Source organism: Mesorhizobium sp. GW821-FHT07A06, assembly GCF_059419085.1.
On sequence record NZ_JBWKRC010000009.1, the window covers coordinates 237,623 to 258,536 of the forward strand.

The following is a 20,914-nucleotide window of genomic DNA, read 5'->3' on the forward strand; positions in this document are numbered from 1 at the left end:
CTCTTTCGACTATGTCAACATCTCTTCATTGTTGACCTGAATTAAAATCCCTGTAATAAACTCGACATAACGAGGCTAAGAGCCCAACACCTGTTTCGGGGAGGCCAATGGCGATACGCGATGTTCTGATGCGCGGGGATCTGGCGCTGACGCCATCGGAAGAGAAGATCGTCCGGCTGCTGTTGACGGACTATCCGACCTCTGGCCTTGGCACCGCCTCGTCGCTCGCCCGACGTGCCGGCGTCAGCGATCCGACCGTGGTCAGGCTGGTGGTCAAGCTCGGCTATGAGGGTTTTCCGGACTTCCAGTCAAAGCTTCTGGCCGAAGTCGAGGCCAGGCTGCATTCACCGCTGTTGATGATGGAGGCAAAACGGCAGAGCGGCTCCAGCGACAGCGCCGTGCTCGCTTATCTCGATTCCGTCACAGCGGCCCTGCAGAAGGCCACCGCCGCGACGCCGGTGCAGACCTATGAGCGGGCCGCTCGCCTTTTGATGGAGGCCAAGGGAGAGATCGTGCTGGTCGGCGGCCGGTTCAGCCGCCACATCGCCGGCATGCTGGCCGGATACCTCGTGCAGTTTCGCACCGGTGTCCGTGATCTCGGCGTGCTCTCCCCCCAAGCATTCGACACGCTGGCCGACCTTGGCCGCCGTGATGTGCTCGTCGTCTTCGACTATCGCCGCTACCAGCTCGACGTGATGGCCTATGCAAGCCAGGCAGCGGCGCTCGATGTACGCATCCTGCTTTTCACCGACCAATGGCTGTCGCCGATATCGGATTTCGCCGAAGTCACGATCGTCAGCCCGCTCGAAGTCGCCTCGCCCTACGACACGCTGGCGCCGGCAATCGCACAGATGGAAGCGCTTACCGCCCACATCGTTTCGACGCTGGGCGACGAGGCCCGGGCTCGCATCGAGAGGATCGAGAAAGTGCGCCACGCCAATGCGGTGACGCTCGACAGCGACCCGCAAGAGAACGGCGCACGCCAGGCAGCGGGACCACGCAAGACACCCGGACCCAAATCACCAAAGCAGGACGACAAAGCATGACCCAAGCCTCACCCAAAAAGGCCTTACCCAGGCGAGACGAAGCCTTCCGTGCCGGCGAGACGGCGCTGCTGGTCGTCGACATGCAGCGCATCTGGCTGGAACCGGGCGCCGATCCCTCGCATCCGGAGCGCGGCCCCGACCATTATTTCTATCGCAAGACATCCTCGCAGACGATCCCCAACCAGGAGCGGCTGCTTGCGGCGGCGCGCGCCAATGGCGTCGAGGTGCTGCACACCATCATCCAGAGCCTGACCGAAGACGGCCGCGATCGCTCGCTCGACCACAAGCTGACGCCGATCCATGTCGCGCCGAGCCTCCCCGAGGGCCTGCCGGTTGCATCGCTGGCGCCGGTCGGCGACGAGATCATGCTGCCGAAGACCTCGTCCGGCATCTTCAACTCGACCAATGTCGACTATCTCCTGAAGAACCTCGGCATCCGCTACCTTGTCGTGGTCGGCGTGCTGACCGACCAATGCGTCGACATGACCGTGCGCGATGGCGCCGACCGCGGCTATCTCGTCACCTGTGTGTCGGACGCCTGCGCCACGATCACCCAGGAGCGCCACGACATCGCGCTGAAGGCCTTCGGCGGCTATTGCTGGGTCACCGACACCGACACCGTCGTCGACCGTTTCAACGCCCTGGGAAAAAAGGCATGACATCGACCGTCGAGCCCCTCGTTGCCGTCGTCACCACGGATCTCTGCGCCGTCACGCGGGGCCGCTTCGTTGTCGAAAGCAGGCTGCAGAAGACCGCAGCGACCGGTGTCGGCTGGCTGCAGGCCAATCTGTCGATGACGCCGTTCAATTCCATCGTTGATCCCAATCCCTGGGGGTCGTCCGGCGACCTGCGGCTGATCCCCGATCTCAAGGCGCGCTTCCGCACCGAACGGACCGGAGCGGGGACGCGCTTCGACATGGTGGCCGGCGACATCGTCGAGCTCGACGGCAGCCCTTGGCTCGGCTGCACGCGGACCATGCTCAGGGATGCGTTGGCGGAGCTGAAGGCGGCGACCGGCCTTTCCGTCATCGCCGCCTTCGAGCATGAGTTCCACATTGCCGGCGGCAGCTTCGCGCCGGCGCATTCGATGTCCTTTGCCGCGCTGCGCCGCACCGATCCGTTCGCCCCCAATCTGATGGCGGCACTGGAGGAGGCGGGCGTCGGCCCCGAGGTGGTCATCGCCGAATTCGGCGACGAACAGTTCGAAGTGACGCACGAGCCCGCCGATGCGCTGACGGCGGCCGACCGCGCTGTCGCCATCCGTGAAATCACGCGCGAAGTGGCGCGCAATGCCGGCTGGCGCGCGAGCTTCGCACCCAAGACAGCGCCCAATGCCGTCGGCAACGGTGTGCACATCCACTTCAGCTTCGTCGACGAGGCCGGCAAGCCGGTGACCTACGATGCGGCGCAACCTGGCGGCCTGTCAGCCAAGGCTGGCGCCTTCTGTGCCGGCGTGCTGCGTCACCTCCCGGCGATCACCGCCATGACGGCCTCGAGCGTATCTTCCTTCTACCGGCTGAAGCCGCACAGCTGGAGCTCGTCCTACACCTGGCTCGCCGACCGCGACCGCGAAGCATCGCTGCGCATCTGTCCGACGGTGACGATCGGCGGACGTGATCCCGCGCGGCAATACAATGTCGAATACCGGGCAGCCGACGCCACCGGCAACCCCTACCTGTCGCTGGCGGCGATCATCCGCGCCGGGCTGGAAGGGCTGAAGGCGGACCTGCCATCGCCGCCGCTGGTCACCGGCGACCCCACCCTGATGAGCGAGGCGGAGCGGACTAAGCTCGGCCTGGTGCGGCTGCCCGAGACCTTGCCGGCGGCGCTGGACGCGCTTCTCGCCGACAAGACCGTCACGGGATGGTTCGCGCCTGTCTTCATCGATACCTTTGTCGGACTGAAGCGACATGAGGCCGGGCGTCTGGCCGGCCTCGACCCGGCAGCCATCTGCGATCTCTACCGGACGCTTTATTGATGACTGCGCAGACTGAAAAAGATTGGCCCGACGCCGTCGAGGTTCTCAACGAGCACGGCCACTCGGATATTGTCCTGCTGTGCGAGCATGCGTCCAACCACATGCCAGCCGAGTATCGGCAGCTCGGGCTCGATGCCAGCCATCTGCAACGCCACATCGCCTGGGATATCGGCGCCGCGGAGGTGACGCGCCTCTTGTCGGCACGGCTCGATGCGTCCGCCTTCCTCAGCGGCTATTCGCGGCTGCTGATCGACCTCAACCGGCCATTGCACACGCCAGGCAGCATCCCGGTTCTGTCGGAAGATACCGGCATTCCCGGCAACGTCGGCATCGATGCGGCGGAACGGGACCGACGCGCCAAAATCATGTTTTCGCCGTTCCATGACCGGGTGGCCGCACATCTCGATCAACGGGCAGCCGAAGGGCGGTCGACTCGGATCGTGACGATCCACTCTTTCACGCCGGTCTTCCTGGGTGTCGCCAGGCCATGGCATGCGGGTGTGCTACATGAGCAGGCCGCCGGTCTCGCCGAAGCGATTCTTTCGGGCCTGCGCACCGACACGGCACTCAATGTCGCGGCCAACGTGCCCTATGTGATCAGCCGTGACGCCGATTACGCCGTGCCCGTTCACGGCGACGATCGCGGCATCCCCGCCGTCCTTATCGAAATCCGGCAGGATCTGCTGGCAAACAGGGCCGGCATCGAGGAGTGGGCGGACCGCCTTGCGGCGGCACTGCCGGCACACGAGACGGAGACGGTTTCGTGAGCAATCCGAGCCTGCGCGAACGCGACGCCGCGACAATCGCGCGGATCGGCAAGCTGCGCTTCTCGCCGCTCAGCGTCGTCGGAGGTCAGGGCAACAGGCTGATCGAGGAAGGCGGCCGCTCGCTGCTTGACCTGTCAGGATCGGCCGGCCCAGCGGTGCTCGGCTATGGCCATCCGGCTGTTGTCGAGGCGGTCGAGACCTCGGTCCGGAACATGGCCGGCGCCAGCCTGCTGCTCTATCCGAACGAGCCCGCCGTCTCGCTGGCTGAGCGGTTGCTCGCGATCACACCGGGAGAAGGAGAGCGACGCGTCTGGTTCGGCCATTCCGGATCGGACGCCAATGACTGCGCGGTGCGGGTACTGCAGGCGGCCACCGGCCGTTCGCGCTTCATCTCCTTCATCGGCTCCTATCACGGCAACCTCTCCGGCTCGATGGGCATCAGCGGCCACACCGCCATGACGCACACGCTGCCGCGACCGGGCGTGGTGCTGCTGCCCTACCCCGATCCGTTCCGGCCGAACTTCAGCGGCGAGGAGGTGCTTGCCCTGCTCGACTACCAATTCGAGACCACCTGCCCACCGCACCAGGTCGCGGCGGTGTTCATCGAGCCGCTGATGTCGGATGGCGGGCTGATCGTGCCGCCGCCGGGGTTCCTGAAAGCACTGCAGGAGCGCTGCCGCAAACACGGCATCAGGATCGTTGTCGACGAGGTCAAGGTCGGGCTTGCCCGCAGCGGCATGATGCACTGCTTCCAGCACGAGGGACTGACGCCGGACCTTGTCGTGTTCGGCAAGGGCATCGGCGGCGGGCTGCCGCTGTCGGCCGTGGTCGGGCCAAAGGAGATCATGGACCATGCGCCGGCCTTCGCCTTGCAGACCACCGCCGGCAATCCAGTGGCGACATCGGCAGGCAATGCGGTGCTGAAGACGATCGAGAGCGAAGGCCTGGTCGGGCGCTCGGCGCGGATCGGCACGCTGTTCTCAGACGCACTGCGGGCGCTTGGCGCAAAGCACGAGATCATCGGTGATGTGCGCGGCCGCGGCCTTGCCATCGGCATCGATCTGGTCAGGGACCGCGTCACCCGCGTGCCGGTGCCTGCCACGACCACGGCCAAGATCATTTATCGCGGCTATGAGCTGGGCGCGGCCTTCACCTATGTCGGGCTGAAGGCCAATGTGCTCGAATTCATGCCGCCGCTGACATTGACCGAGGACGAAGTGGCCGAGGGCGTGGCGATCGTCGACCAGGCGATCGCCGACGTGAACGCCGGCAGGGTCTCGGATGCGGACGTCGCCTCCTTCATGATGTGGTGAACGCGAAACGGGCGCTCCATCAATTTGCGCTGGCGGGTCGGTCCTGTCTCTCGAGGCATGAATGGAAGCGCCGTGACCCATGGCTATGCGAAAGGCCCGCGCCTCTGGCCGAGGCGCGGGCCTTTCGTCACTGCAACGCGGGCGGCTCAGGCTGCGCGCTGGCTTTGTTTCGGCCGCAAGTTCTGGTTCATGCGGAACAGGTTCAGCGGGTCATAGCGCTGCTTGATCTCCAGAAGCCGCTGGTAATTGCCGCCATAGGCCGCTTCGACCCGGTCGACCTCGTCTTCAGGCATGAAGTTCACATAGGCCGTGCCGGCGGCATAGGGTTTGGCGGCCTCATAGAGGCTGCGCGCCCAACCGATGCAGGCCCTGTCCATCGCCGGCTCGCGCCAGCGGGCATGGACATTCATGACGAAGTGCGAGCTGCGTTGCGGAAACGCCGTTGCGTTCTGCGCCACTCGGCCCGCCGCACCGCCGACATGGCCGATGAATATCTCGCATTCCGGGCCAGGAAGCTCACGTATCGCTTCGGTGACGATCTCGGCTGCCCTGTCGGAAAGCTCGGTGAAGTCATGGCTCTTCCAGTAGTTGCGGGCGCCCGGGGTGAGCAATGGGTCGAATGCCTGCTGCCAGCCGGTGAACGGGTTGGGGCCGACGACATCGGCAATCGGCGAGCCGATGGCGCGAAGCTTCTTCGTCGCCTTTTCACCTGCCTGGAGATCACCGCAATAGCACATGGCCAGCACCAGAACATCCTTGCCATGCCACTCGGCCGGCAAGAAGGGCAGCGGCGGCGCTTGCCGCATGACCACCCAGCAGGTCAGTTCGTCGGGCGCCGTTTCGAGCGCCTTGCGATACTCCTCCAGCACCTTCTCGGCATCGGCGAAAGGATGGACGACAAGCCCCGACAGAACCTGCGGACCCATCTGATGGAGCTGAAACTCGAATGCCGTGACAATGCCGAAATTGCCGCCGCCGCCACGCAGCGCCCAGAACAAGTCCGGATTTTCCGTCTCGCTGGCCCGCAGCAACTTGCCATCGGCGGTGACCACATCGGCGGAGACAAGATTGTCGATGGTCAGGCCGAATTTGCGGGTGATCCAGCCAAAGCCACCGCCCAGCGTCAGGCCTGATATGCCGGTGGTCGAATTGATGCCTGTCGGCACCACCAGCCCAAAAGCCTGCGTTTCGCGGTCGACATCGGCAAGCGTAGCGCCCGGCCCGACCCATGCCCGCCGGGTAGCGGGATCGACCCGCACCGACTTCATCGGCGACAGATCGATCATCAGACCGCCGTCGCAGACGGCGCTGCCAGCAATGTTATGGCCGCCGCCGCGCACGGAGACAAGAAGCCTGTTTTCCCTGGCGAAATTCACGGCACGGATGACGTCGGAGGCGCCGACGCAACACACAATCAGCCCGGGCCGTCGGTCGACCGTGGCATTCCAGATGGTGCGGACTTCGTTGTAGGCGGCATCTCCATGCTGGAGCAGCGTGCCGCGCAATTGTGCGGAAAGCACTTCGATGGCTGCGGCGTCGACTGTCGTCTTGCCGCGATCAAGCGTGGTGAGGCTCATGCTGTTCATGGTTTCCTCCCGATTTGCTTATGAGCCGTTCTCCTTCAAACGCCTTCAATTCTGCTCCCATATTAGATATCGCGCAAGTTTATGCGGGCTTTGAGCCAGATGGTGGGCCGCCGCTTGGTGCGCATCGAGCTCTCAGCCGCCGCCACCTCATCAAACCGGTGAGACTGCGTGCTTCGCGGATCAATGGCTGCGCCAACATCGAGGACGGCAAGATCGCGGCCATCTATGTCGTGCGCAATCCCGACAAGCTCAGGCACCTGCACTAGGAGCCGGATTCGATCAGGCCAACCCGAACGTCTCCACGGCGCGCATGATGCCGCGCAGTTCGGCGAGACCTTTCAGCCGGCCGATCAGCGAGTAGCCGGGATTGATCTTCTTCTTGCCGATATCGTCGGCCAGCAGATGGCCATGGTCCGGCCGCATCGGAATGCGCCAGTCGGCGCGACCCTCTTTGCGGCGGCGCGCCTCTTCCTGCATCAGCGCGAGGATGACCCGCGCCATGTCGGTGCCGCCCTCGAGATGCTCGGCTTCGTAGAACGAGCCGTCCTCCTCGATGGTGATGTTGCGCAGATGGACGAAATTAATGCGGACGGCGAATTCCTTGATCATGGCGACGATGTCGTTGTCTGCGCGCGTGCCGTAGGAGCCGGTGCAGAAGGTCAGGCCGTTGGCCGGACTGTCGACGGCATCGAGGATGAAGCGCGCATCCTGCGCGGTCGAAACGACGCGCGGCAGGCCGTAGAGCGAGAAGGGCGGGTCGTCGGGGTGGATGCACATGCGTACCCCCTCCTCTTCGGCGACCGGGATGATTTCGCGCAGGAACCAGGCGAGGTTGTCGCGCAATTCCTTCGGTCCGATCCCGTCATACTCCGCCAAAGCCTCGCGAAAACTGTCACGGTCATACTTGCGCTCGGTCGCCGGCAGGCCGGCGATGAGGTTGCGCTCGATCTGGTCGACCTGCTCCGATGTCAGCGCCTTCAATCGCTTCTCGGCCTCGGCGATACGCGCCGGCGTGTAGCTGGCCGCGCCGTTCTTGCGCTGCAGTACGAAAAGGTCATAGGCGGCAAAATCGATGGCATCGAAACGCAAGGCATAGCCGGTTGTCGGCAGGCGATACATGAGGTCGGTGCGCGTCCAGTCCACCACCGGCATGAAATTGTAGCAGATCGTCCTGATGCCGGCCTTGGCAAGCGTGCGGATGCTGTCGCGATAGTAGCCGGCGTAGCGCTCGCGTTCGGGCGCGCCGATCTTGAAGGAATTGTGGACCGGGATGCTCTCGACGACAGACCATGTCAGGCCGGCGGCCTCGATGATGCGCTTGCGCTCGAGCACATCGGCTTCAGGCCAGGCCCTGCCATCATAGATGTGGTGAAGCGCCGAAACCATACCGGTAGCACCAGCCTGCCTGACATGCTCAAGCGTCACCGGATCATCCGGGCCATACCAGCGCCAACACTGTTCCATTGCAACTTTCCTTTTTGCGAGAGACCGGCAACCTATTGTTTGACTCCGATGAGTGTCAAACTCAGAACCGGGTTTGATAGCGCATGAAGGAGCTCCCGCGATGAAGGATTTCGACGGCAAGGTGGCATTGGTGACAGGGACGACCGGCATCGCGCTCGCCACCGCAAGACGGCTGGCGCAAGGAGGTGCGGCGATCATCGCCTGCGGCATCGACCGGGCCGCCAATGCAGCCATTCAGGAAAGCCTTGCCAAGGCCGGAGCGGACGCGCTGGTGCAAACGGTCGACGTCTCCGTTTCCGATCAGGTGCGCGACGCGGTCGCGGCCGGCGTCGCGAAATTCGGAGGCATCGACGTCATCGTCAATTCCGCTGCGGTGCATCCCTACGGAACCGCGACGACGACCGACTGGGAAACCTGGAACCGGGCGATGACGGTCAATGTCGGCTCGATCTATCTCACTGCCCATTTCGGCATTCCGGAAATGATCAAGCGCGGCGGCGGGGCCATCGTCAACGTCGCCTCGGTGCAAGGCTTCGCCTGCCAGCAGAACGTCGCCGCCTATGCCACGACCAAGGGGGCCATCCACACGCTGACCCGCTCGCTGGCGCTCGACTACGCGGCATCAGGCATAAGGGTGAATTCGGTCAGCCCGGGCTCGATCCGCACGCCGATTCTCGAAAAGGCCGCGCGTGGCAACCATGGCAGCGATGCCGACGTCGAAGAGGCCTACAGGCGCTTCGGCGCCGCCCATCCGCTTGGCCGCATTGGCGAGCCGGAGGAAGTGGCTGAACTCATCGCTTTTCTGTGCTCGTCCAAGGCCGGCTTCTGCACCGGCGCGGACTACAAGATCGATGGCGGCCTGACCGCCGGCATTGGTGTGAAGTAGCGCCATGAAGGTCCCGGGCCATCGGGGGTGGCATTAACGCATCCCGTTCGGAACAATCTTTTTTGGCCGAAGTTCTCTCCATTGAAGGGACGAACTCTCCGAAGGAGATTTCCTATGAAACATGTTCTCATGACCAGCATGCTGGCGATCGGGCTCGGCTGCGGGACGGCGATGGCTCAGACGCAGCAGCCCGCCGAAACCCAATCAGGAGCGGACACAAACTGCGCTTCCGGCACGACCAACTGCCAGAACGGCACGAAGATGAAGGACCAGGCCCAGGGTACCAAGTCCCAGACTGACCAGCAGGCTCAGGGCAAGGCCAAGACGAAGACGGACGAGCAGGCGCAGGGTAAGGCAGCCACCAAGACCGACCAGCAGGCCCAGGATAAGGCCAAGGTCCAGACCGATCAGCAGGCCCAGGGCAAGGCCGGCGCCACCACGAACCAGCAAGCCCAGGACAAGACCAAGGTCCAGACCGACCAGCAGGCCCAGGGCAAGGCCGGCGCCACCACGAACCAGCAGGCCCAGGACAAGACCAAGGTCCAGACCGATCAGCAGGCCCAGGGCAAGGCCTCCGCGCAGGACAAGACCTCGACCGCGTCCATCAACAATGTGACGGTCGAACAGAAGACCCAGATCACCCAGGTGTTCAGGGAGACGAAGGTAGAGCCGGTCGCCAGCGTCAACTTTGACGTCTCCGTCGGCATCGAAGTTCCGCGGCACAAGATCAGGCTGCATCGTTTGCCGGCTCGCATCGTCAAGATCGTTCCGGCCTACGAGGCCTACGAGTATTTTGTTCTCGCCGACGGCCGGATCGTCATCGTCGATCCGGATACCTACAAGATCGTGCTGATACTGACCTAGCACGACATTGCTCAACCCGCCCGCAACACGCGGGCCGGGTTGAGCACTCATGTCAAGATGGATGCGAACAACTCCCCGCGCAAACCTCAGGGATTCCGAGGCCGCAACGTCCGCACGGTAATCGAGTAACGATGTTCGGCTACTGGCGGGATGCTGTGCTCCCATTCCGTGCGTGAAGCGCCGGTCATGAGATAGGCCGACCGTGGCTCGACGACGATGGTCCGGCGCTCCCATTTGTCACCTTGCTTTCGCCGCAGCCGAAAGCTGCAGGGCGCCAGCAGGGAAACGCCGGCGACATCCTCGAAATGGGGCTTGTCGCGATGCCAGCCGATACCGGCGCCAGGCCGGTATTCATTGATCAGCACCTGCGCGAAGGCCTCGGCAGGCCGGTGCGCAAAGGCCGCGACCTGCTCACGCAAAGGCAGCAGGAAGTCGGGGATCGGCAGCGCCTCGACGACTTCGCGACGGTCATAGTCATAGCGCAGACCGAAACCGACGACCCGACGGTTTGCGAGATGGCCATGGAAATCGAACGCCTGGAACGGCAGTCCTTCGAGATGCCGGGCAAGCTCCGTCTCTTCCCGCGGCGTGATCAATCCGGGCTGGTAGGAAAAACCTTCGGGCAGATCCTCCGCGACACCGAAGAGATCATGCTGGAGCACCGGAGTGCGGCCGGTGGCTTTCGATTTGAGCGACGACATCCCGCCTAGATGGTGAGGACTGGACCGCAAGGCAATACGGAGCCCTTGCCGCGTGCGGACGGGTGATGCGATGAGCAAAGGCAGGGAACCGGGCCTGCGGCTGTCGGGTTATCTGGCTGAGCAGTCAGGTTGCCAACATGCCGTCGACCGCGATCCGGAACACACAATACGATCCCGCGACCAGAACCCTCTCCGTCTGGTTCGTGCCGAGCGGCCATCGCTACGATTACGCGGATGTTGCCCCGGCGACCTATGCCGCTTTCAGGAAGGCCGCCTCGAAAGGGCGCTTCTTCAATGAATTCATCCGCGATCACTACAGCTACCGCCGCGTGGCATGACGCGAGCGGCATGATGGCCTTTTTTTGCGCAAACCTTTTTGCCTGACATGCGTTGTTCTTCCTCGAAGCCGAGGAGACAACCATGCAGAAGACAGCCAGCGAAGCCGCCAAGCAACGTCACATTCAGCGCGGCATCGATGCCAAGGACGGATCGAGGGAGAACGGCAAGGCCGAGCACGCCATGCAGGCCGGCGCCCGAAAATATCCGGAGCCGCCTTTCCCCGAACAGCACCAATCCAAACCGGGGCATGAATGGGCAGTCGAACCGGCGCCGCTCTACGATGCGCCTTTTTACCTCGGGTCGAAAAAGCTCGAAGACAAGGTCGCTCTCATCACGGGTGGTGATTCCGGCATCGGCCGCTCGGTGGCGGTTCTGTTCGCTCGCGAGGGCGCGGACATCGCCATCGTCTATCTGGCCGAGGACAAGGATGCGAAGGTGACAAAATCCGCCGTCGAATCGGAAGGGCGGCGCTGCATCCTGGTGAAAGCCGACGTCAGCGAACGCGACCAGTGCCGCAATGCGGTGGAGCAAACGGTCAAGGCATTCGGCGGTATCGACGTGCTGGTCAACAACGCGGCATTCCAGATTCATTCAAAAGAATTCGGCGAACTGACCGAAGAGCATTTCGACACGACGCTGAAGACGAACCTCTACGGCTATTTCCATATGGCGCAGGAAGCGGTGCCTCATATGAAGTCGGGCTCGGCCATCATCAACACCGGTTCTGTCACCGGCATAGACGGGTCGAAGACACTGGTCGACTACTCCATGACCAAGGGCGGTATCCATGCCTTCACGCGCGCCCTTTCCGGCAATCTCCTCGCCAAGGGCATACGGGTAAACGCGGTCGCACCTGGCCCGGTATGGACCCCGCTCAACCCTTCGGACAAGGACGCGGGCGATGTTTCGAAGTTCGGCGCGGACACACCGATGAAGCGGCCTGCGCAGCCGGAAGAACTCGCGCCGGCCTACGTGTTTCTCGCCTCGCCGCATTGCTCGAGCTACATCACGGGCGAGATATTGCCCGTGATCGGCGGCTATTGAGGTCCCGTGCAATGTATTTCATCGCTTTGGCGACGGATTACGACGGCACGCTGGCGCATGACGGGATCGTCTCCAGGAAGACGCTCGCTGCCCTTGAACGGTTCAAGAAAAGCGGCCGCAAGCTGGTGCTCGTCACGGGGCGCGAACTGCCAGACCTCAAGCGCGTCTTTCCCGAGATCGGCCTGTTCGACAAGGTGGTCGCCGAGAATGGAGCGCTGATCTACACGCCGGCAAGTGAGGAAGAGCGGGTGATCTCGCCGTCGCCCGATCCTAAGTTCGTCGCCAGATTGAAGAAGCAGGGCGTCAAGCCGCTTTCGGTCGGCCGGTCGATCGTCGCCACCTGGGAGCCGCATCAGGCGACGGTGCTCGAAATCATCAAGAAGATGGGACTGGAACTGGAAATCATCTTCAACAAGGGCGCGGTGATGATCCTGCCAAGCGGCATCAACAAGGCCACCGGCCTGGCCGCGGCGCTGCAGGATCTTCGGCTGTCGCCACACAATGTCGTCGGTATCGGAGACGCCGAGAATGACCATGCCTTCCTGAAGGCCTGCGGCTGCAGCGTCGCCGTCGACAATGCAATTGCCGCGGTCAAGACCACGGCGAACCTGGTCACGCGTGGCGCACGCGGGAAAGGCGTGGAGGAACTGGTCGACCGATTGATCAAGCGCGACCACGACATCCTGCCAAGGCGACATGACGGCATCGCGCTCGGCGCCGCCGGCGGCGACGATATCTATCTGTCGCCGACGGACACGGTCCTCATCGCCGGCAGTTCCGGCATCGGCAAATCCACCTTGGCCACAGCGCTCACGGAACGCTTCGTCGAAGGCGGGTTTCAATTTTGCATCTTCGATCCCGAGGGCGATTATGACGGCCTCGAAGGTGCCGTGCGTCTGGGCGACGGTTCGAGCGCACCGACCAAGGCACAAGTGCTGGACCTTATCGAGAAAGCCGACAGCAATGTCGTCATCAACGGGCTGGCGCTGCGCGTCAATGAACGACCGGACTTCTTCGCCGACCTGCTGCCTGGCCTCGGCAGTTTTCGGCGTCGAACGGCAAGGCCGCACTGGCTCGTCATCGACGAAGCGCACCATCTTCTGCCCAAGCGGCGCGACGATACACGCGCGGTCCTGTCCCTGGAATTGCCGGGCACGGTTCTGATTACAGTGCATCCCGAAGCGATCTCGACCGACGCGCTGCGCCTGGTGACCGCGATCATCGCCCTTGGTCCCAAGGCGAAGGACGTCATCAAGGTCTTCTGCAGCGAGACCGACATCGACCCGCCAAAGGACATGGCGTCGCCCAAGGGCGAGCGCGTGCTGTTCTGGCGACCGCGGAAACGCAAGAAGATCGCCAAGGTCAAGGTTATAGAGCCGCGCCAATCACTCAAGCGGCACAGCCGCAAATATGCCGAAGGGCAACTCGATGAGGCGGGCAGTTTCTATTTCCACGGCCCCGACGATGCAATGAATCTCAGAGCCCACAACCTGATGATTTTCGCTCAGATCGCCGAGGGCATCGACGACAAGACCTGGGAGTTCCACCTGCGTGCCGGCGACTATTCCAAGTGGTTCCGCAATCAGATCAGGGACAAGGACCTGGCGCGCGAAACCGCCGAGGCGGAGAACGATAAAAAGCTCTCGGCCGAGGAGAGCCGCAAGCGTGTGCTTGACGCAGTGCGCCGCCGCTACACGGCTCCCGCCACGGCACCGGAAGACTAGCGCGCAACGCGTCCGCCTTGCCTGTTCATTGCGCTTTTCAGGCATCGCTTGGAACTCACCCGCCGGCTTCACGTTCAGACCCTGTTCAACAGGAGACACCGCCATGCCACGAGGCGACAAATCGAAGTACACCGACAAGCAGGAACGCAAAGCCGACCATATTGCGGAAGGCTACGAGAAGCGCGGCGTCTCGGAGAAGGAGGCCGAACGCCGTGCCTGGGCTACAGTCAACAAGGACGACGGCGGCGGCAAGAAGGAAGGCGGCTCCGGGCGCGGCAAGCATACCGGCCACCCGGCCGCACACAAGGGCGGCAAGAGCGGCGGCAATGCATCGGCCTCACGCTCTGCCGCAAGCCGGTCGGAATCGGCGAGGAAAGCCGCGGCAACGCGCAAGCGGAATGCCGAGCATCACGCCCATTGACCTCGACGACTAGCCCCTTGGCTTGTCTTGAAAGGCTGCCACGATGAGAGCACGGGCATGAAATCGCGGCTTGTCAATGAGACCAGCGGACAGCGAACATTCGTCGTCGTGCTCGACCCGGGCGAAGAAGCGTTCGGCGCGCTGACCTCCTTCGCGATCGACCAGGGGGTTGGCAGTGCTTCACTGACAGCGATCGGCGCCTTTGAAAGAGCGATCGTGGGCTGGTTCGACCCCAATGCGAAGACGTACCGCAAAATCCCGATCGACGAACAATGCGAAGTGCTGAGCGCTATCGGCGATGTGGCGCTGGGCGACGACGGCAATCCTAGCCTCCACATCCATACGGTGCTGGGATTGAGTGACGGCACGACCCGCGGCGGGCACCTGCCCGAGGCCATCGTGCAACCGACGCTCGAAATGACCTTGGTAGAGGCTCCCGGCCACCTGCGCCGCAGCAGACGTCCGGAATTGGGCGTGGCGTTGATCGACCTGGACGAGTGATTTCCGAGTTCGGACAGCAGAGGGCAGGCTGGCCTCATGCCCTCTTGTTCCGTTCCGCCGGCTTGTCCGGCGCCGGTTCCCAGCCAAAGACACTGCGGCCGCCAAGCAGATGCGACTGGTCGAATTCGCCGGCGATGATTTCCTTCAGGCTGGGGCCGGTTACGTATCGCTCAACCCGCCGCGACTGATCGTCGAGCCGCCTCAGCGCGCCGACTTCTTCTTCTCGACCGAGCTTGGCCTTTTGCACGGCCGACTTCAGCACGCCGATCGTTTCGTCATAGACCTTGAGCGGAACAGGGAACGGGTGCCTGTCCTTGCCGCCATGTGCCAGCGAGAACCGGCCGGGATCGGAAAAACGGCACGGCGCGCCATGCACCACTTCGGCGACGAGGGCCAGCGCGCGCACCGTGCGCGCGCCCACGCCGGGAACCAGCAGAAGCTCGGAAAAATCTTCCGGGCCGCGTTCGGCGGCGGCCGCCATGTTCCCGTGAAGACGACGCATCACGACATCGCTTTCGCGAACATCGTGGTGGGCCGGCATGACCAGATGCGGCAGCAGCGGCTGGTCGGAAGCGGATGCGGTGCCGGGGTCCAAGGCAGCGAACTCTCGCAGAATGCGGTCCGGCCCAAGGTCGTGGAGCAGATCCAGCTGTCCCTGGCGCGAGGCCTCGGCGCGATGGTCGGTCAGATTGACGATCTCGCCCTGGTTGGCGCCCTCGATCGCGGCGTGCGGCCGATCGACAAAACTCTTCAGTCCTTCCGACAGCCAATGGTAGCGGCGCGCCACCTTGCTGTCGCCGTTCATGCCTTGCTGCACCACCACCCAGTCGCCGTCATCGGTGACGATGAAACCGTGCAGATAGAGGTCGAAGCCATCCTGAACAGCGGCACTGTCCACCTTGGCGACCAGCCGGCTGACGGTTGCCAGGCGTGCTCCGTCGATGCCGATCCGCTCGCCTATGGCGGCAAGTTCATGCGGGGTCTTGCGCGAATGCGCGCCGCGGCCGCCGCAGACATGAATGCCGAGCTCGCCCGACAGCGGTGTCAGGCCGCGTTTCAAGGCGCCAACGACGCTGGTCGTGATGCCGGAGGAATGCCAATCCATGCCCATCACGGCGCCAAAGGACTGGAACCAGAATGGATGCGCCAGACGCCTTAGCAGCTCGTTGCGACCGTAGTGAAGAATGATCGCCTCGCACATGACGGCGCCAAGACGCGTCATGCGGTCGCCCAGCCATTTCGGCACGCGTCCGTCGTGAAGTGGAAGATCAGCACTGCCCGATCGTTGCGCCAAGTCCGTTGCCTGTCTGGTGTCCGTCCTGTCTCGACAGATAGGTATCCGAGTTCGCGCGAAGAAGCACCTGAGGCTTCAGCCTCCTCGACGCCTGGTGCCATCAAGTCCAGTTGGAAAGAACCGTCTCCATCTCGACCGTTTCGACCTGCTGCGCAAAGCGTTGGTGATAGACGGAGAGCAAGGCGTCATGCGTTTCATCGGACGAACTGCACAGCGCGTCCGTGACGAGAACGACACGATAGCCGAAATCGATGGCGCCGAGCACCGTGGCCAGGACGCATACGTCGGTTTCACCTCCGGTGATGACCAGCGTATCGATCTCGTGTTGCATCAGAAAGGCTCGAAGATGGCCTTCAAACCAGGGCGAATAGATATGTTTGTCGATAACCGTCGCCGGCGGACAGCAAGCAGCCAATGACGGCAACAGCTCGACCATTTCCGGACCGATATTGTCGATCGCCATCGAGGCCCAGCGCTCATAATAGCGCTTCCATGTACCAACACCCAGCCCGGGCTTTTGCGCAGGCAGGAAGCGCGTGAAGACCGTCTGTCTTGCCCGTGTTTCCACCAGTCTCTCAATCTGCGGGAGGATACGCCTGATCCAGGGTGTCGCCCACGGCGACGGTTCGGCAAACAGCCGCTGCATATCCACGCAGACATGCATGCACCCGTGCCCCAACGGCCCATATGCCAAGCCCGGCACCGACATCAAGGCATCTCCGACCGGTGGCGCTTTCCCATGGACTTCTCCCATTGCCGTCCCGGACACGGGAACGTCACAAGCCGGGACTCGTTCCCCGAGTGGGCTGGCGGCAACCAACGCAACCGATCGACGTTTCCGTTGCTGCGAACGGAGCATTCGGATGAGACCATCGGAGAGGCCACGAGACGCCAAGATGATGCTGAGCGGCGGATGTCTCTGCGGCAGGGTTCGCTTCAATGTTCGAAGCGAACCGAGGGTGCACTACTGCCATTGCGATATGTGCCGGCGAGCAACAGGCAGCGCGTTCGCGGTTCTGGCGTGGGTGCCCTCTCAGAGCCTGACCTGGATCGGCGCGGAGCCGACCTGCCGCAGGTCGTCGCCAATCGCCCAAAGGGGCTTCTGTTCAGCCTGTGGATCGCCGCTCAGCCTGACCTATGACGCGTCGCCCGACGAAGTCGCGCTGCATGTCGGCACGTTCGACGATCCAGCCTCGCTGCAGCCCCACTACAATTATGGATCAAGCCGGCGGCTTGGCTGGGTCTGCTGCGGAATAGACCTGCCGCACCACGACACTGAAGAGCGATGGTAGAGCTATCTCACCACACGCTTCTCGAGCTTCCGGGCCAAGGTGCGCCGGTGCAAGCCGAGCCGGCGCGCGGTTTCGGAGATGTTGAAGCCGGTCTCGACGAGCGTTTCGTGGATGCGTTCCCATTCGAGATTCTTGATCGAGGTGGGACGGCTGCTCAGCGAAACCGAAACATCGCCTTCGGCGCGGCCGAAGGCGGCTTCGATATCGTCGGTGTTGGCGGGTTTGGCCAGGTAATGACATGCGCCGAGCTTGATCGCCTCGACCGCCGTGGCGATGCTGGCAAAGCCGGTCAGCACGACAATCCTCATCGAAGCATCGCGGGCGCTGAGCAGCTTGACGCACTCCAGCCCGGAGCCGCCGGCGCCAAGCTTGAGATCAACGACCGCGTAAGCCGGAACCGCTGTCTCGAGGGCGCGAGCCAAATCTTCCCTGCCATGGCAGACCATGACGTCGTAGTCGCGCTTTTCGAACGAGCGCTTCAGCGTTTTCGCGAAGGTGGCGTCGTCCTCGACGATAAACAGGGATCGATCAGGCCGCATGATCATCTCCATCGGTCAGCGCCGCGAGCGGCAGCGAGAGGGTAACACAGGCGCCCCGCTCCATATTACGCGCCGAAAAGTCGCCGCCGAGCTTTCGAACCACGTTGACGACAAGGAAAAGACCAAGGCCACCGCCCGGCCGTCCCTTGCTCGACATATAGGGCTGGCCGAGCGCGGCCAGAATACCCTGGTCAAAACCCGGCCCACGATCACGTACGGAAATCACCAGTTTCTCGCCCTGCCGCTCGGCGGTGACGTCGACCCAATCCTGCGATGCTTCCTGGGCGTTGTCGAAGACGTTGAAGATGACCTGCTTCAGCGCCGTGTCGGAAACGATCTGCTCGTCGGGTTCGAAATCGTTGCTGTAGCGCAGATTGAGCGGCTGGCGGCTGACACGCCATTCCTCGACAAGATCGTCAAGGAAATGGCGGATGCTGGTGCGGATCGTGCCTTCGCCCCGTGCCTGCCCCGAAGACATCAGGATGCCCGAGACGATGCTTTTGCAGCGCTCGATCTGCGCCTTCATTTCGGCCATGTCCGCCGCGAGTTCGCGGTTGCGCGTGACGCTGCGCATCTGGCGCCAGTCGGAGAGGATGACGGAGATGGTGGACAGCGGCGTGCCCAGCTCATGCGCGGCGCCCGACGCCAGCAGGCCCATGCGCACAATGTGGTCCTCCTCGGCCGATCGCTGGCGCAGATCCGCGAGATAGGCATCACGTTCGCGCAGATTGCGATTGATGCGCGTCATGAAGATCACGATCAAGCCAGCAGCCAGCACGAAGCAGATGAACATACCCCTGATATGCAGAACCAGCAGGTCGCTGCCGCCGTGATGCGGGATCGCGATAGGCTGGAACTGGAAGGTGAGGAAGACGAAGCAGGCGGAAGCGGCGGCCACCAGGCTCCAGGTGGACCAGGGTGTCAGCAGCGCGGCGCCAAGCGTGATCTGCAGCAGATAGAGCGACACGAACGGGTTCGAGGCGCCGCCGCTGAGGTAAAGCTGGGTCGTCAGCGCCGCCATGTCGAAAATGAGCGCGACGAACAGTTGCGCGTTGCTGATCGGACGCTGACCGCGCAAGGCGAGCAGGCTGAAGATGTTCAGCCCGACGAGGAAAAGCACCACGCCCGCCATCTCCAGCAACGGAAGCGGGATATCGAACCAGTATTCCGTCACCAGAATGGTGAGGACCTGACCCGCCACCGCCAGCCAGCGCAGCTGGATGAGCAGGAGCAGGTTCTTCCTGTTCGCCGCGTCGGGATTGGCGACCGCGCCGCCCTTGCCGGCAAGGGTTGCCGCCGCGAAGGATTTGTCGTTGCGGAGCATTTGGGTCGGGACGCTCATCTTGCCGGTCCTTGCCGCCGGCGGCGACCGATCATCGGCGCGGCCAGGGCAGCGGCAAGCATCGCAGCGAGCGTGAACCAGGTCAAAGCGTAGACCAGATGGCTGTTGCGGAAAGTCACGACTGTCAGGCCGCCGCGCGGCCAGTCGCCGGATGCCCCCGCATCGACGAAATAAGGCGCGACATCACTCAGGCCGCGCGCGGTTGCGATGGCGGCGACGTCGCGCGAATACCAGCGATTGGCTGCGGCATCGTTGCTGCGCAGGAAGCCACCGCCGGGCTCGCTCATGCGCAACAACCCATCAATGACGGCCGGCGACGGAAAACCGCCGCTCTCCCGTTCGAATTCGGCCTTGCGCTCCTGGGGAATAAAGCCGCGATTGACCAGCACGACAAAGCCGCTGTCGGTTCGCATCGGCGTCAGCACCCAATAGCCGCCGCCAAGCTCCGTCACCGCCTGCACCAGCGTGTTGGCGCCGCCCAGAAAGCGCCCGGCCAATCGCACATGGCTGTATTCGCTGCTGGCCGCGGTCATTCCGTCCCAGGCGCCTGGGCCAGGCGCGTCGACAACCGGAGCATGGATACGTTGGTCGACGCGGGCGATCAGGTCGAGCTTCCAGACCCGCCTTTCCAGTTGCCATATGCCGAGCCCAACAAGCACCAGCACGCCGAGGAGGCCGAGCAGCCCAAGGAAAAATCGCGACGCGGGCGACCTGCCGGCGTCCCTGCGCGGCGCGCCGGACACGCCGATGCCAGCCTGTCCGATCGCTGTCTCGACAGTGGTCCTCCCCGCGCCCGGCGACGGGCTCATGGCATCTCGCGCATGTCGTGAAGCCCGGGCATCATGTTGGCGTTGAGATGGTACATCACCCAAAGCGAGCCGGTCAGCACGATGACGACCAGGATCAGCGTGAAGATCAGGGCCAGCATCGACCATCCGCCCTCCGAGGCGGTGTTCATATGCAGGAAGAACACCATGTGGACCACGATCTGTACCGCGGCGAAGACCATGATGACGATCGCCGTGGCCTGCTTGTTGTCGAGGGCGCCGGTCATGACCAGCCAGAACGGGATGGCGGTGAGGATCACCGACAGGACGAAGCCGGTCAGATAGCTTTTGAACGATCCATGCGCGGCTCCGCCATGGGCGTGGTCGTGACCGGCGGCATGATCATGGGCGCTCATCGCAACATCCCCATCAGATAGACAAAGGTGAAGACGCCGATCCAGACGACGTCGAGGAAGTGCCAGAACATCGAGAGGCACATCAGCCGGCGGCGATTGGCTTCGATGAGGCCGAACCGGGCGACTTGCGTCATCAGCGTCACCAGCCAGACAATGCCGAAGGTGACATGCAGCCCGTGCGTGCCGACCAGGGTGAAGAAGGACGACAGGAAGGCACTGCGCTGCGGCGTGGCGCCTTCGTGGATCATGTGGGCGAATTCGTAGAGCTCGATGGACAGGAAGGCGAGGCCGAACAGGCCGGTCACCGCGAGCCAGGCCTGGGTCGCCGCGATCCGGCCCTTGTCCATGGTCAGCATGGCAAAGCCATAGGTGATCGAGGAGAAGAGCAGCATGGCGGTGTTGACCGCCACCAGATTGAGGTCGAACAGGTCCTTGGGCGCCGGGCCCGCGGCGTAGTTGGCGCCGAGCACGCCATAGGCCGCGAACAGCATCGCGAAGATCAGGCAGTCGCTCATCAGATAGAGCCAGAAGCCGAGCATGGTGCTGCCGCCTTCGGCGTGCGCATGCTCTTCTTCCAGATGAAAGACCGGTTCGGTTCCGGTCGTGGTTGCCATCGAAGCCATGTTCGAA

General features: G+C 63.3%; 24 protein-coding genes. 14 read left to right on the forward strand and 10 right to left on the reverse strand.

What is annotated here, in order from left to right; translation table 11 throughout:
* Window positions 1-107: 107 nt before the first annotated feature.
* From AC07SZ_RS25825 to AC07SZ_RS25845, 5 genes are read left to right on the forward strand one after another with little or no spacing between them, the layout of a single operon-like run.
* The gene (locus tag AC07SZ_RS25825; RefSeq protein ID WP_494916424.1) at window positions 108-1,046 is read left to right on the forward strand and encodes a MurR/RpiR family transcriptional regulator; all 939 of its coding nucleotides are present in this window, start codon (window positions 108-110) and stop codon (window positions 1,044-1,046) included.
* On the forward strand, window positions 1,043-1,705 hold the full coding sequence (locus AC07SZ_RS25830; protein ID WP_056565342.1) for a cysteine hydrolase family protein: 663 nt from the start codon (window positions 1,043-1,045) through the stop codon (window positions 1,703-1,705). Before AC07SZ_RS25825 ends, AC07SZ_RS25830 begins: the two co-directional genes overlap by 4 nt.
* The gene (locus tag AC07SZ_RS25835; protein WP_494916425.1) at window positions 1,702-3,024 is read left to right on the forward strand and encodes a type I glutamate--ammonia ligase; all 1,323 of its coding nucleotides are present in this window, start codon (window positions 1,702-1,704) and stop codon (window positions 3,022-3,024) included. The genes AC07SZ_RS25830 and AC07SZ_RS25835 overlap by 4 nt, the downstream gene beginning before the upstream one ends.
* Window positions 3,024-3,791: an N-formylglutamate amidohydrolase gene (locus AC07SZ_RS25840; protein WP_494916426.1), complete on the forward strand. Its 768-nt coding sequence runs from the start codon at window positions 3,024-3,026 to the stop codon at window positions 3,789-3,791. Before AC07SZ_RS25835 ends, AC07SZ_RS25840 begins: the two co-directional genes overlap by 1 nt.
* Window positions 3,788-5,104: an aspartate aminotransferase family protein gene (locus AC07SZ_RS25845; RefSeq protein WP_172374400.1), complete on the forward strand. Its 1,317-nt coding sequence runs from the start codon at window positions 3,788-3,790 to the stop codon at window positions 5,102-5,104. Before AC07SZ_RS25840 ends, AC07SZ_RS25845 begins: the two co-directional genes overlap by 4 nt.
* Window positions 5,105-5,250: 146 nt before the next feature.
* Here AC07SZ_RS25845 and AC07SZ_RS25850 read toward each other — a convergent pair whose 3' ends face one another.
* On the reverse strand, window positions 5,251-6,690 hold the full coding sequence (locus AC07SZ_RS25850; RefSeq protein WP_494916428.1) for an FAD-binding oxidoreductase: 1,440 nt from the start codon (window positions 6,688-6,690) through the stop codon (window positions 5,251-5,253).
* Window positions 6,691-6,710: 20 nt separating this feature from the next.
* Here AC07SZ_RS25850 and AC07SZ_RS25855 point away from each other — a divergent pair, with 20 nt between their 5' ends.
* Entirely contained in the window at window positions 6,711-6,956 is a 246-nt protein-coding gene (locus AC07SZ_RS25855) for a hypothetical protein (protein ID WP_155772553.1), read from the forward strand.
* 13 nt (window positions 6,957-6,969) lie between these two features.
* Here AC07SZ_RS25855 and uxuA read toward each other — a convergent pair whose 3' ends face one another.
* A complete protein-coding gene (uxuA, locus tag AC07SZ_RS25860) occupies window positions 6,970-8,154 on the reverse strand; it encodes a mannonate dehydratase (RefSeq protein WP_494916430.1) in 1,185 nt (394 codons plus the stop codon).
* Window positions 8,155-8,254: 100 nt separating this feature from the next.
* Between uxuA and AC07SZ_RS25865 the strand changes: the two genes are divergently transcribed.
* Together AC07SZ_RS25865 and AC07SZ_RS25870 are read left to right on the forward strand one after the other, a co-directional pair.
* Entirely contained in the window at window positions 8,255-9,040 is a 786-nt protein-coding gene (locus tag AC07SZ_RS25865) for an SDR family NAD(P)-dependent oxidoreductase (RefSeq protein WP_065005795.1), read from the forward strand.
* 114 nt (window positions 9,041-9,154) lie between these two features.
* Window positions 9,155-9,904 (forward strand): DUF1236 domain-containing protein, encoded by a 750-nt coding sequence (locus AC07SZ_RS25870; RefSeq protein ID WP_056565362.1) that lies wholly within the window; start codon window positions 9,155-9,157, stop codon window positions 9,902-9,904.
* A gap of 86 nt (window positions 9,905-9,990) precedes the next feature.
* On the opposite strand, the gene AC07SZ_RS25875 is transcribed toward AC07SZ_RS25870, so the two are convergent.
* On the reverse strand, window positions 9,991-10,605 hold the full coding sequence (locus tag AC07SZ_RS25875) for an alpha-ketoglutarate-dependent dioxygenase AlkB (RefSeq protein ID WP_494916432.1): 615 nt from the start codon (window positions 10,603-10,605) through the stop codon (window positions 9,991-9,993).
* 137 nt (window positions 10,606-10,742) lie between these two features.
* Between AC07SZ_RS25875 and AC07SZ_RS25880 the strand changes: the two genes are divergently transcribed.
* The 5 genes from AC07SZ_RS25880 to AC07SZ_RS25900 all read left to right on the forward strand — a co-directional run bounded on the left by AC07SZ_RS25880 (window position 10,743) and on the right by AC07SZ_RS25900 (window position 14,634).
* Entirely contained in the window at window positions 10,743-10,943 is a 201-nt protein-coding gene (locus AC07SZ_RS25880) for a KTSC domain-containing protein (RefSeq protein ID WP_056565368.1), read from the forward strand.
* An 82-nt stretch (window positions 10,944-11,025) separates the two neighbouring features.
* Window positions 11,026-11,988 carry an SDR family oxidoreductase gene (locus AC07SZ_RS25885; RefSeq protein WP_056565833.1) on the forward strand — a complete coding sequence of 321 codons (963 nt, stop codon included), beginning with the start codon at window positions 11,026-11,028 and terminating at the stop codon, window positions 11,986-11,988.
* A gap of 11 nt (window positions 11,989-11,999) precedes the next feature.
* Window positions 12,000-13,712 (forward strand): HAD family hydrolase, encoded by a 1,713-nt coding sequence (locus tag AC07SZ_RS25890; RefSeq protein ID WP_056565371.1) that lies wholly within the window; start codon window positions 12,000-12,002, stop codon window positions 13,710-13,712.
* A gap of 103 nt (window positions 13,713-13,815) precedes the next feature.
* The gene (locus AC07SZ_RS25895; RefSeq protein WP_056570559.1) at window positions 13,816-14,133 is read left to right on the forward strand and encodes a hypothetical protein; all 318 of its coding nucleotides are present in this window, start codon (window positions 13,816-13,818) and stop codon (window positions 14,131-14,133) included.
* Between the two features lie 57 nt (window positions 14,134-14,190).
* Window positions 14,191-14,634 (forward strand): PPC domain-containing DNA-binding protein, encoded by a 444-nt coding sequence (locus AC07SZ_RS25900; RefSeq protein ID WP_172374406.1) that lies wholly within the window; start codon window positions 14,191-14,193, stop codon window positions 14,632-14,634.
* Window positions 14,635-14,668: 34 nt separating this feature from the next.
* Here the strand turns inward: AC07SZ_RS25900 and AC07SZ_RS25905 are convergent, their stop codons facing one another.
* Window positions 14,669-15,928 (reverse strand): DUF763 domain-containing protein, encoded by a 1,260-nt coding sequence (locus AC07SZ_RS25905; protein WP_056570555.1) that lies wholly within the window; start codon window positions 15,926-15,928, stop codon window positions 14,669-14,671.
* A gap of 100 nt (window positions 15,929-16,028) precedes the next feature.
* A complete protein-coding gene (locus tag AC07SZ_RS25910) occupies window positions 16,029-16,637 on the reverse strand; it encodes a cysteine hydrolase family protein (protein WP_056570553.1) in 609 nt (202 codons plus the stop codon).
* A gap of 190 nt (window positions 16,638-16,827) precedes the next feature.
* On the opposite strand from AC07SZ_RS25910, the gene AC07SZ_RS25915 reads away from it, so the two are divergent.
* Window positions 16,828-17,220 carry a GFA family protein gene (locus tag AC07SZ_RS25915; RefSeq protein WP_274534563.1) on the forward strand — a complete coding sequence of 131 codons (393 nt, stop codon included), beginning with the start codon at window positions 16,828-16,830 and terminating at the stop codon, window positions 17,218-17,220.
* Between the two features lie 2 nt (window positions 17,221-17,222).
* Here the strand turns inward: AC07SZ_RS25915 and AC07SZ_RS25920 are convergent, their stop codons facing one another.
* From AC07SZ_RS25920 to cyoC, 5 genes are read right to left on the reverse strand one after another with little or no spacing between them, the layout of a single operon-like run.
* The gene (locus AC07SZ_RS25920; RefSeq protein ID WP_056570570.1) at window positions 17,223-17,759 is read right to left on the reverse strand and encodes a response regulator transcription factor; all 537 of its coding nucleotides are present in this window, start codon (window positions 17,757-17,759) and stop codon (window positions 17,223-17,225) included.
* The gene (locus AC07SZ_RS25925; protein ID WP_056570552.1) at window positions 17,749-19,101 is read right to left on the reverse strand and encodes an ATP-binding protein; all 1,353 of its coding nucleotides are present in this window, start codon (window positions 19,099-19,101) and stop codon (window positions 17,749-17,751) included. The genes AC07SZ_RS25920 and AC07SZ_RS25925 overlap by 11 nt, the downstream gene beginning before the upstream one ends.
* A complete protein-coding gene (locus AC07SZ_RS25930; RefSeq protein WP_056570550.1) occupies window positions 19,098-19,910 on the reverse strand; it encodes an SURF1 family protein in 813 nt (270 codons plus the stop codon). The genes AC07SZ_RS25925 and AC07SZ_RS25930 overlap by 4 nt, the downstream gene beginning before the upstream one ends.
* On the reverse strand, window positions 19,907-20,284 hold the full coding sequence (gene cyoD, locus AC07SZ_RS25935; RefSeq protein ID WP_172374411.1) for a cytochrome o ubiquinol oxidase subunit IV: 378 nt from the start codon (window positions 20,282-20,284) through the stop codon (window positions 19,907-19,909). The genes AC07SZ_RS25930 and cyoD overlap by 4 nt, the downstream gene beginning before the upstream one ends.
* Window positions 20,281-20,907, reverse strand: a complete 627-nt coding sequence (cyoC, locus tag AC07SZ_RS25940; protein WP_494908510.1) for a cytochrome o ubiquinol oxidase subunit III — start codon at window positions 20,905-20,907, stop codon at window positions 20,281-20,283. The genes cyoD and cyoC overlap by 4 nt, the downstream gene beginning before the upstream one ends.
* Window positions 20,908-20,914 lie beyond the last annotated feature (7 nt).

What these genes read in the sequence shown, in the direction of transcription:
- cyoC (WP_494908510.1), bottom strand. Translation starts at nt 20,907, where the DNA reads ATGGCTTCGATGGCAACCACGACCGGAACCGAACCGGTCTTTCATCTG.
- AC07SZ_RS25885 (WP_056565833.1), top strand. Translation starts at nt 11,026, where the DNA reads ATGCAGAAGACAGCCAGCGAAGCCGCCAAGCAACGTCACATTCAGCGC.
- AC07SZ_RS25890 (WP_056565371.1), top strand. Translation starts at nt 12,000, where the DNA reads ATGTATTTCATCGCTTTGGCGACGGATTACGACGGCACGCTGGCGCAT.
- cyoD (WP_172374411.1), bottom strand. Translation starts at nt 20,284, where the DNA reads ATGAGCGCCCATGATCATGCCGCCGGTCACGACCACGCCCATGGCGGA.
- AC07SZ_RS25920 (WP_056570570.1), bottom strand. Translation starts at nt 17,759, where the DNA reads ATGCGGCCTGATCGATCCCTGTTTATCGTCGAGGACGACGCCACCTTC.
- AC07SZ_RS25875 (WP_494916432.1), bottom strand. Translation starts at nt 10,605, where the DNA reads ATGTCGTCGCTCAAATCGAAAGCCACCGGCCGCACTCCGGTGCTCCAG.
- AC07SZ_RS25880 (WP_056565368.1), top strand. Translation starts at nt 10,743, where the DNA reads ATGCCGTCGACCGCGATCCGGAACACACAATACGATCCCGCGACCAGA.
- AC07SZ_RS25835 (WP_494916425.1), top strand. Translation starts at nt 1,702, where the DNA reads ATGACATCGACCGTCGAGCCCCTCGTTGCCGTCGTCACCACGGATCTC.
- AC07SZ_RS25925 (WP_056570552.1), bottom strand. Translation starts at nt 19,101, where the DNA reads ATGAGCGTCCCGACCCAAATGCTCCGCAACGACAAATCCTTCGCGGCG.
- AC07SZ_RS25840 (WP_494916426.1), top strand. Translation starts at nt 3,024, where the DNA reads ATGACTGCGCAGACTGAAAAAGATTGGCCCGACGCCGTCGAGGTTCTC.
- uxuA (WP_494916430.1), bottom strand. Translation starts at nt 8,154, where the DNA reads ATGGAACAGTGTTGGCGCTGGTATGGCCCGGATGATCCGGTGACGCTT.
- AC07SZ_RS25870 (WP_056565362.1), top strand. Translation starts at nt 9,155, where the DNA reads ATGAAACATGTTCTCATGACCAGCATGCTGGCGATCGGGCTCGGCTGC.
- AC07SZ_RS25825 (WP_494916424.1), top strand. Translation starts at nt 108, where the DNA reads ATGGCGATACGCGATGTTCTGATGCGCGGGGATCTGGCGCTGACGCCA.
- AC07SZ_RS25830 (WP_056565342.1), top strand. Translation starts at nt 1,043, where the DNA reads ATGACCCAAGCCTCACCCAAAAAGGCCTTACCCAGGCGAGACGAAGCC.
- AC07SZ_RS25895 (WP_056570559.1), top strand. Translation starts at nt 13,816, where the DNA reads ATGCCACGAGGCGACAAATCGAAGTACACCGACAAGCAGGAACGCAAA.
- AC07SZ_RS25910 (WP_056570553.1), bottom strand. Translation starts at nt 16,637, where the DNA reads ATGTCGGTGCCGGGCTTGGCATATGGGCCGTTGGGGCACGGGTGCATG.
- AC07SZ_RS25850 (WP_494916428.1), bottom strand. Translation starts at nt 6,690, where the DNA reads ATGAACAGCATGAGCCTCACCACGCTTGATCGCGGCAAGACGACAGTC.
- AC07SZ_RS25930 (WP_056570550.1), bottom strand. Translation starts at nt 19,910, where the DNA reads ATGAGCCCGTCGCCGGGCGCGGGGAGGACCACTGTCGAGACAGCGATC.
- AC07SZ_RS25855 (WP_155772553.1), top strand. Translation starts at nt 6,711, where the DNA reads ATGAGCCGTTCTCCTTCAAACGCCTTCAATTCTGCTCCCATATTAGAT.
- AC07SZ_RS25865 (WP_065005795.1), top strand. Translation starts at nt 8,255, where the DNA reads ATGAAGGATTTCGACGGCAAGGTGGCATTGGTGACAGGGACGACCGGC.
- AC07SZ_RS25915 (WP_274534563.1), top strand. Translation starts at nt 16,828, where the DNA reads ATGCTGAGCGGCGGATGTCTCTGCGGCAGGGTTCGCTTCAATGTTCGA.
- AC07SZ_RS25900 (WP_172374406.1), top strand. Translation starts at nt 14,191, where the DNA reads ATGAAATCGCGGCTTGTCAATGAGACCAGCGGACAGCGAACATTCGTC.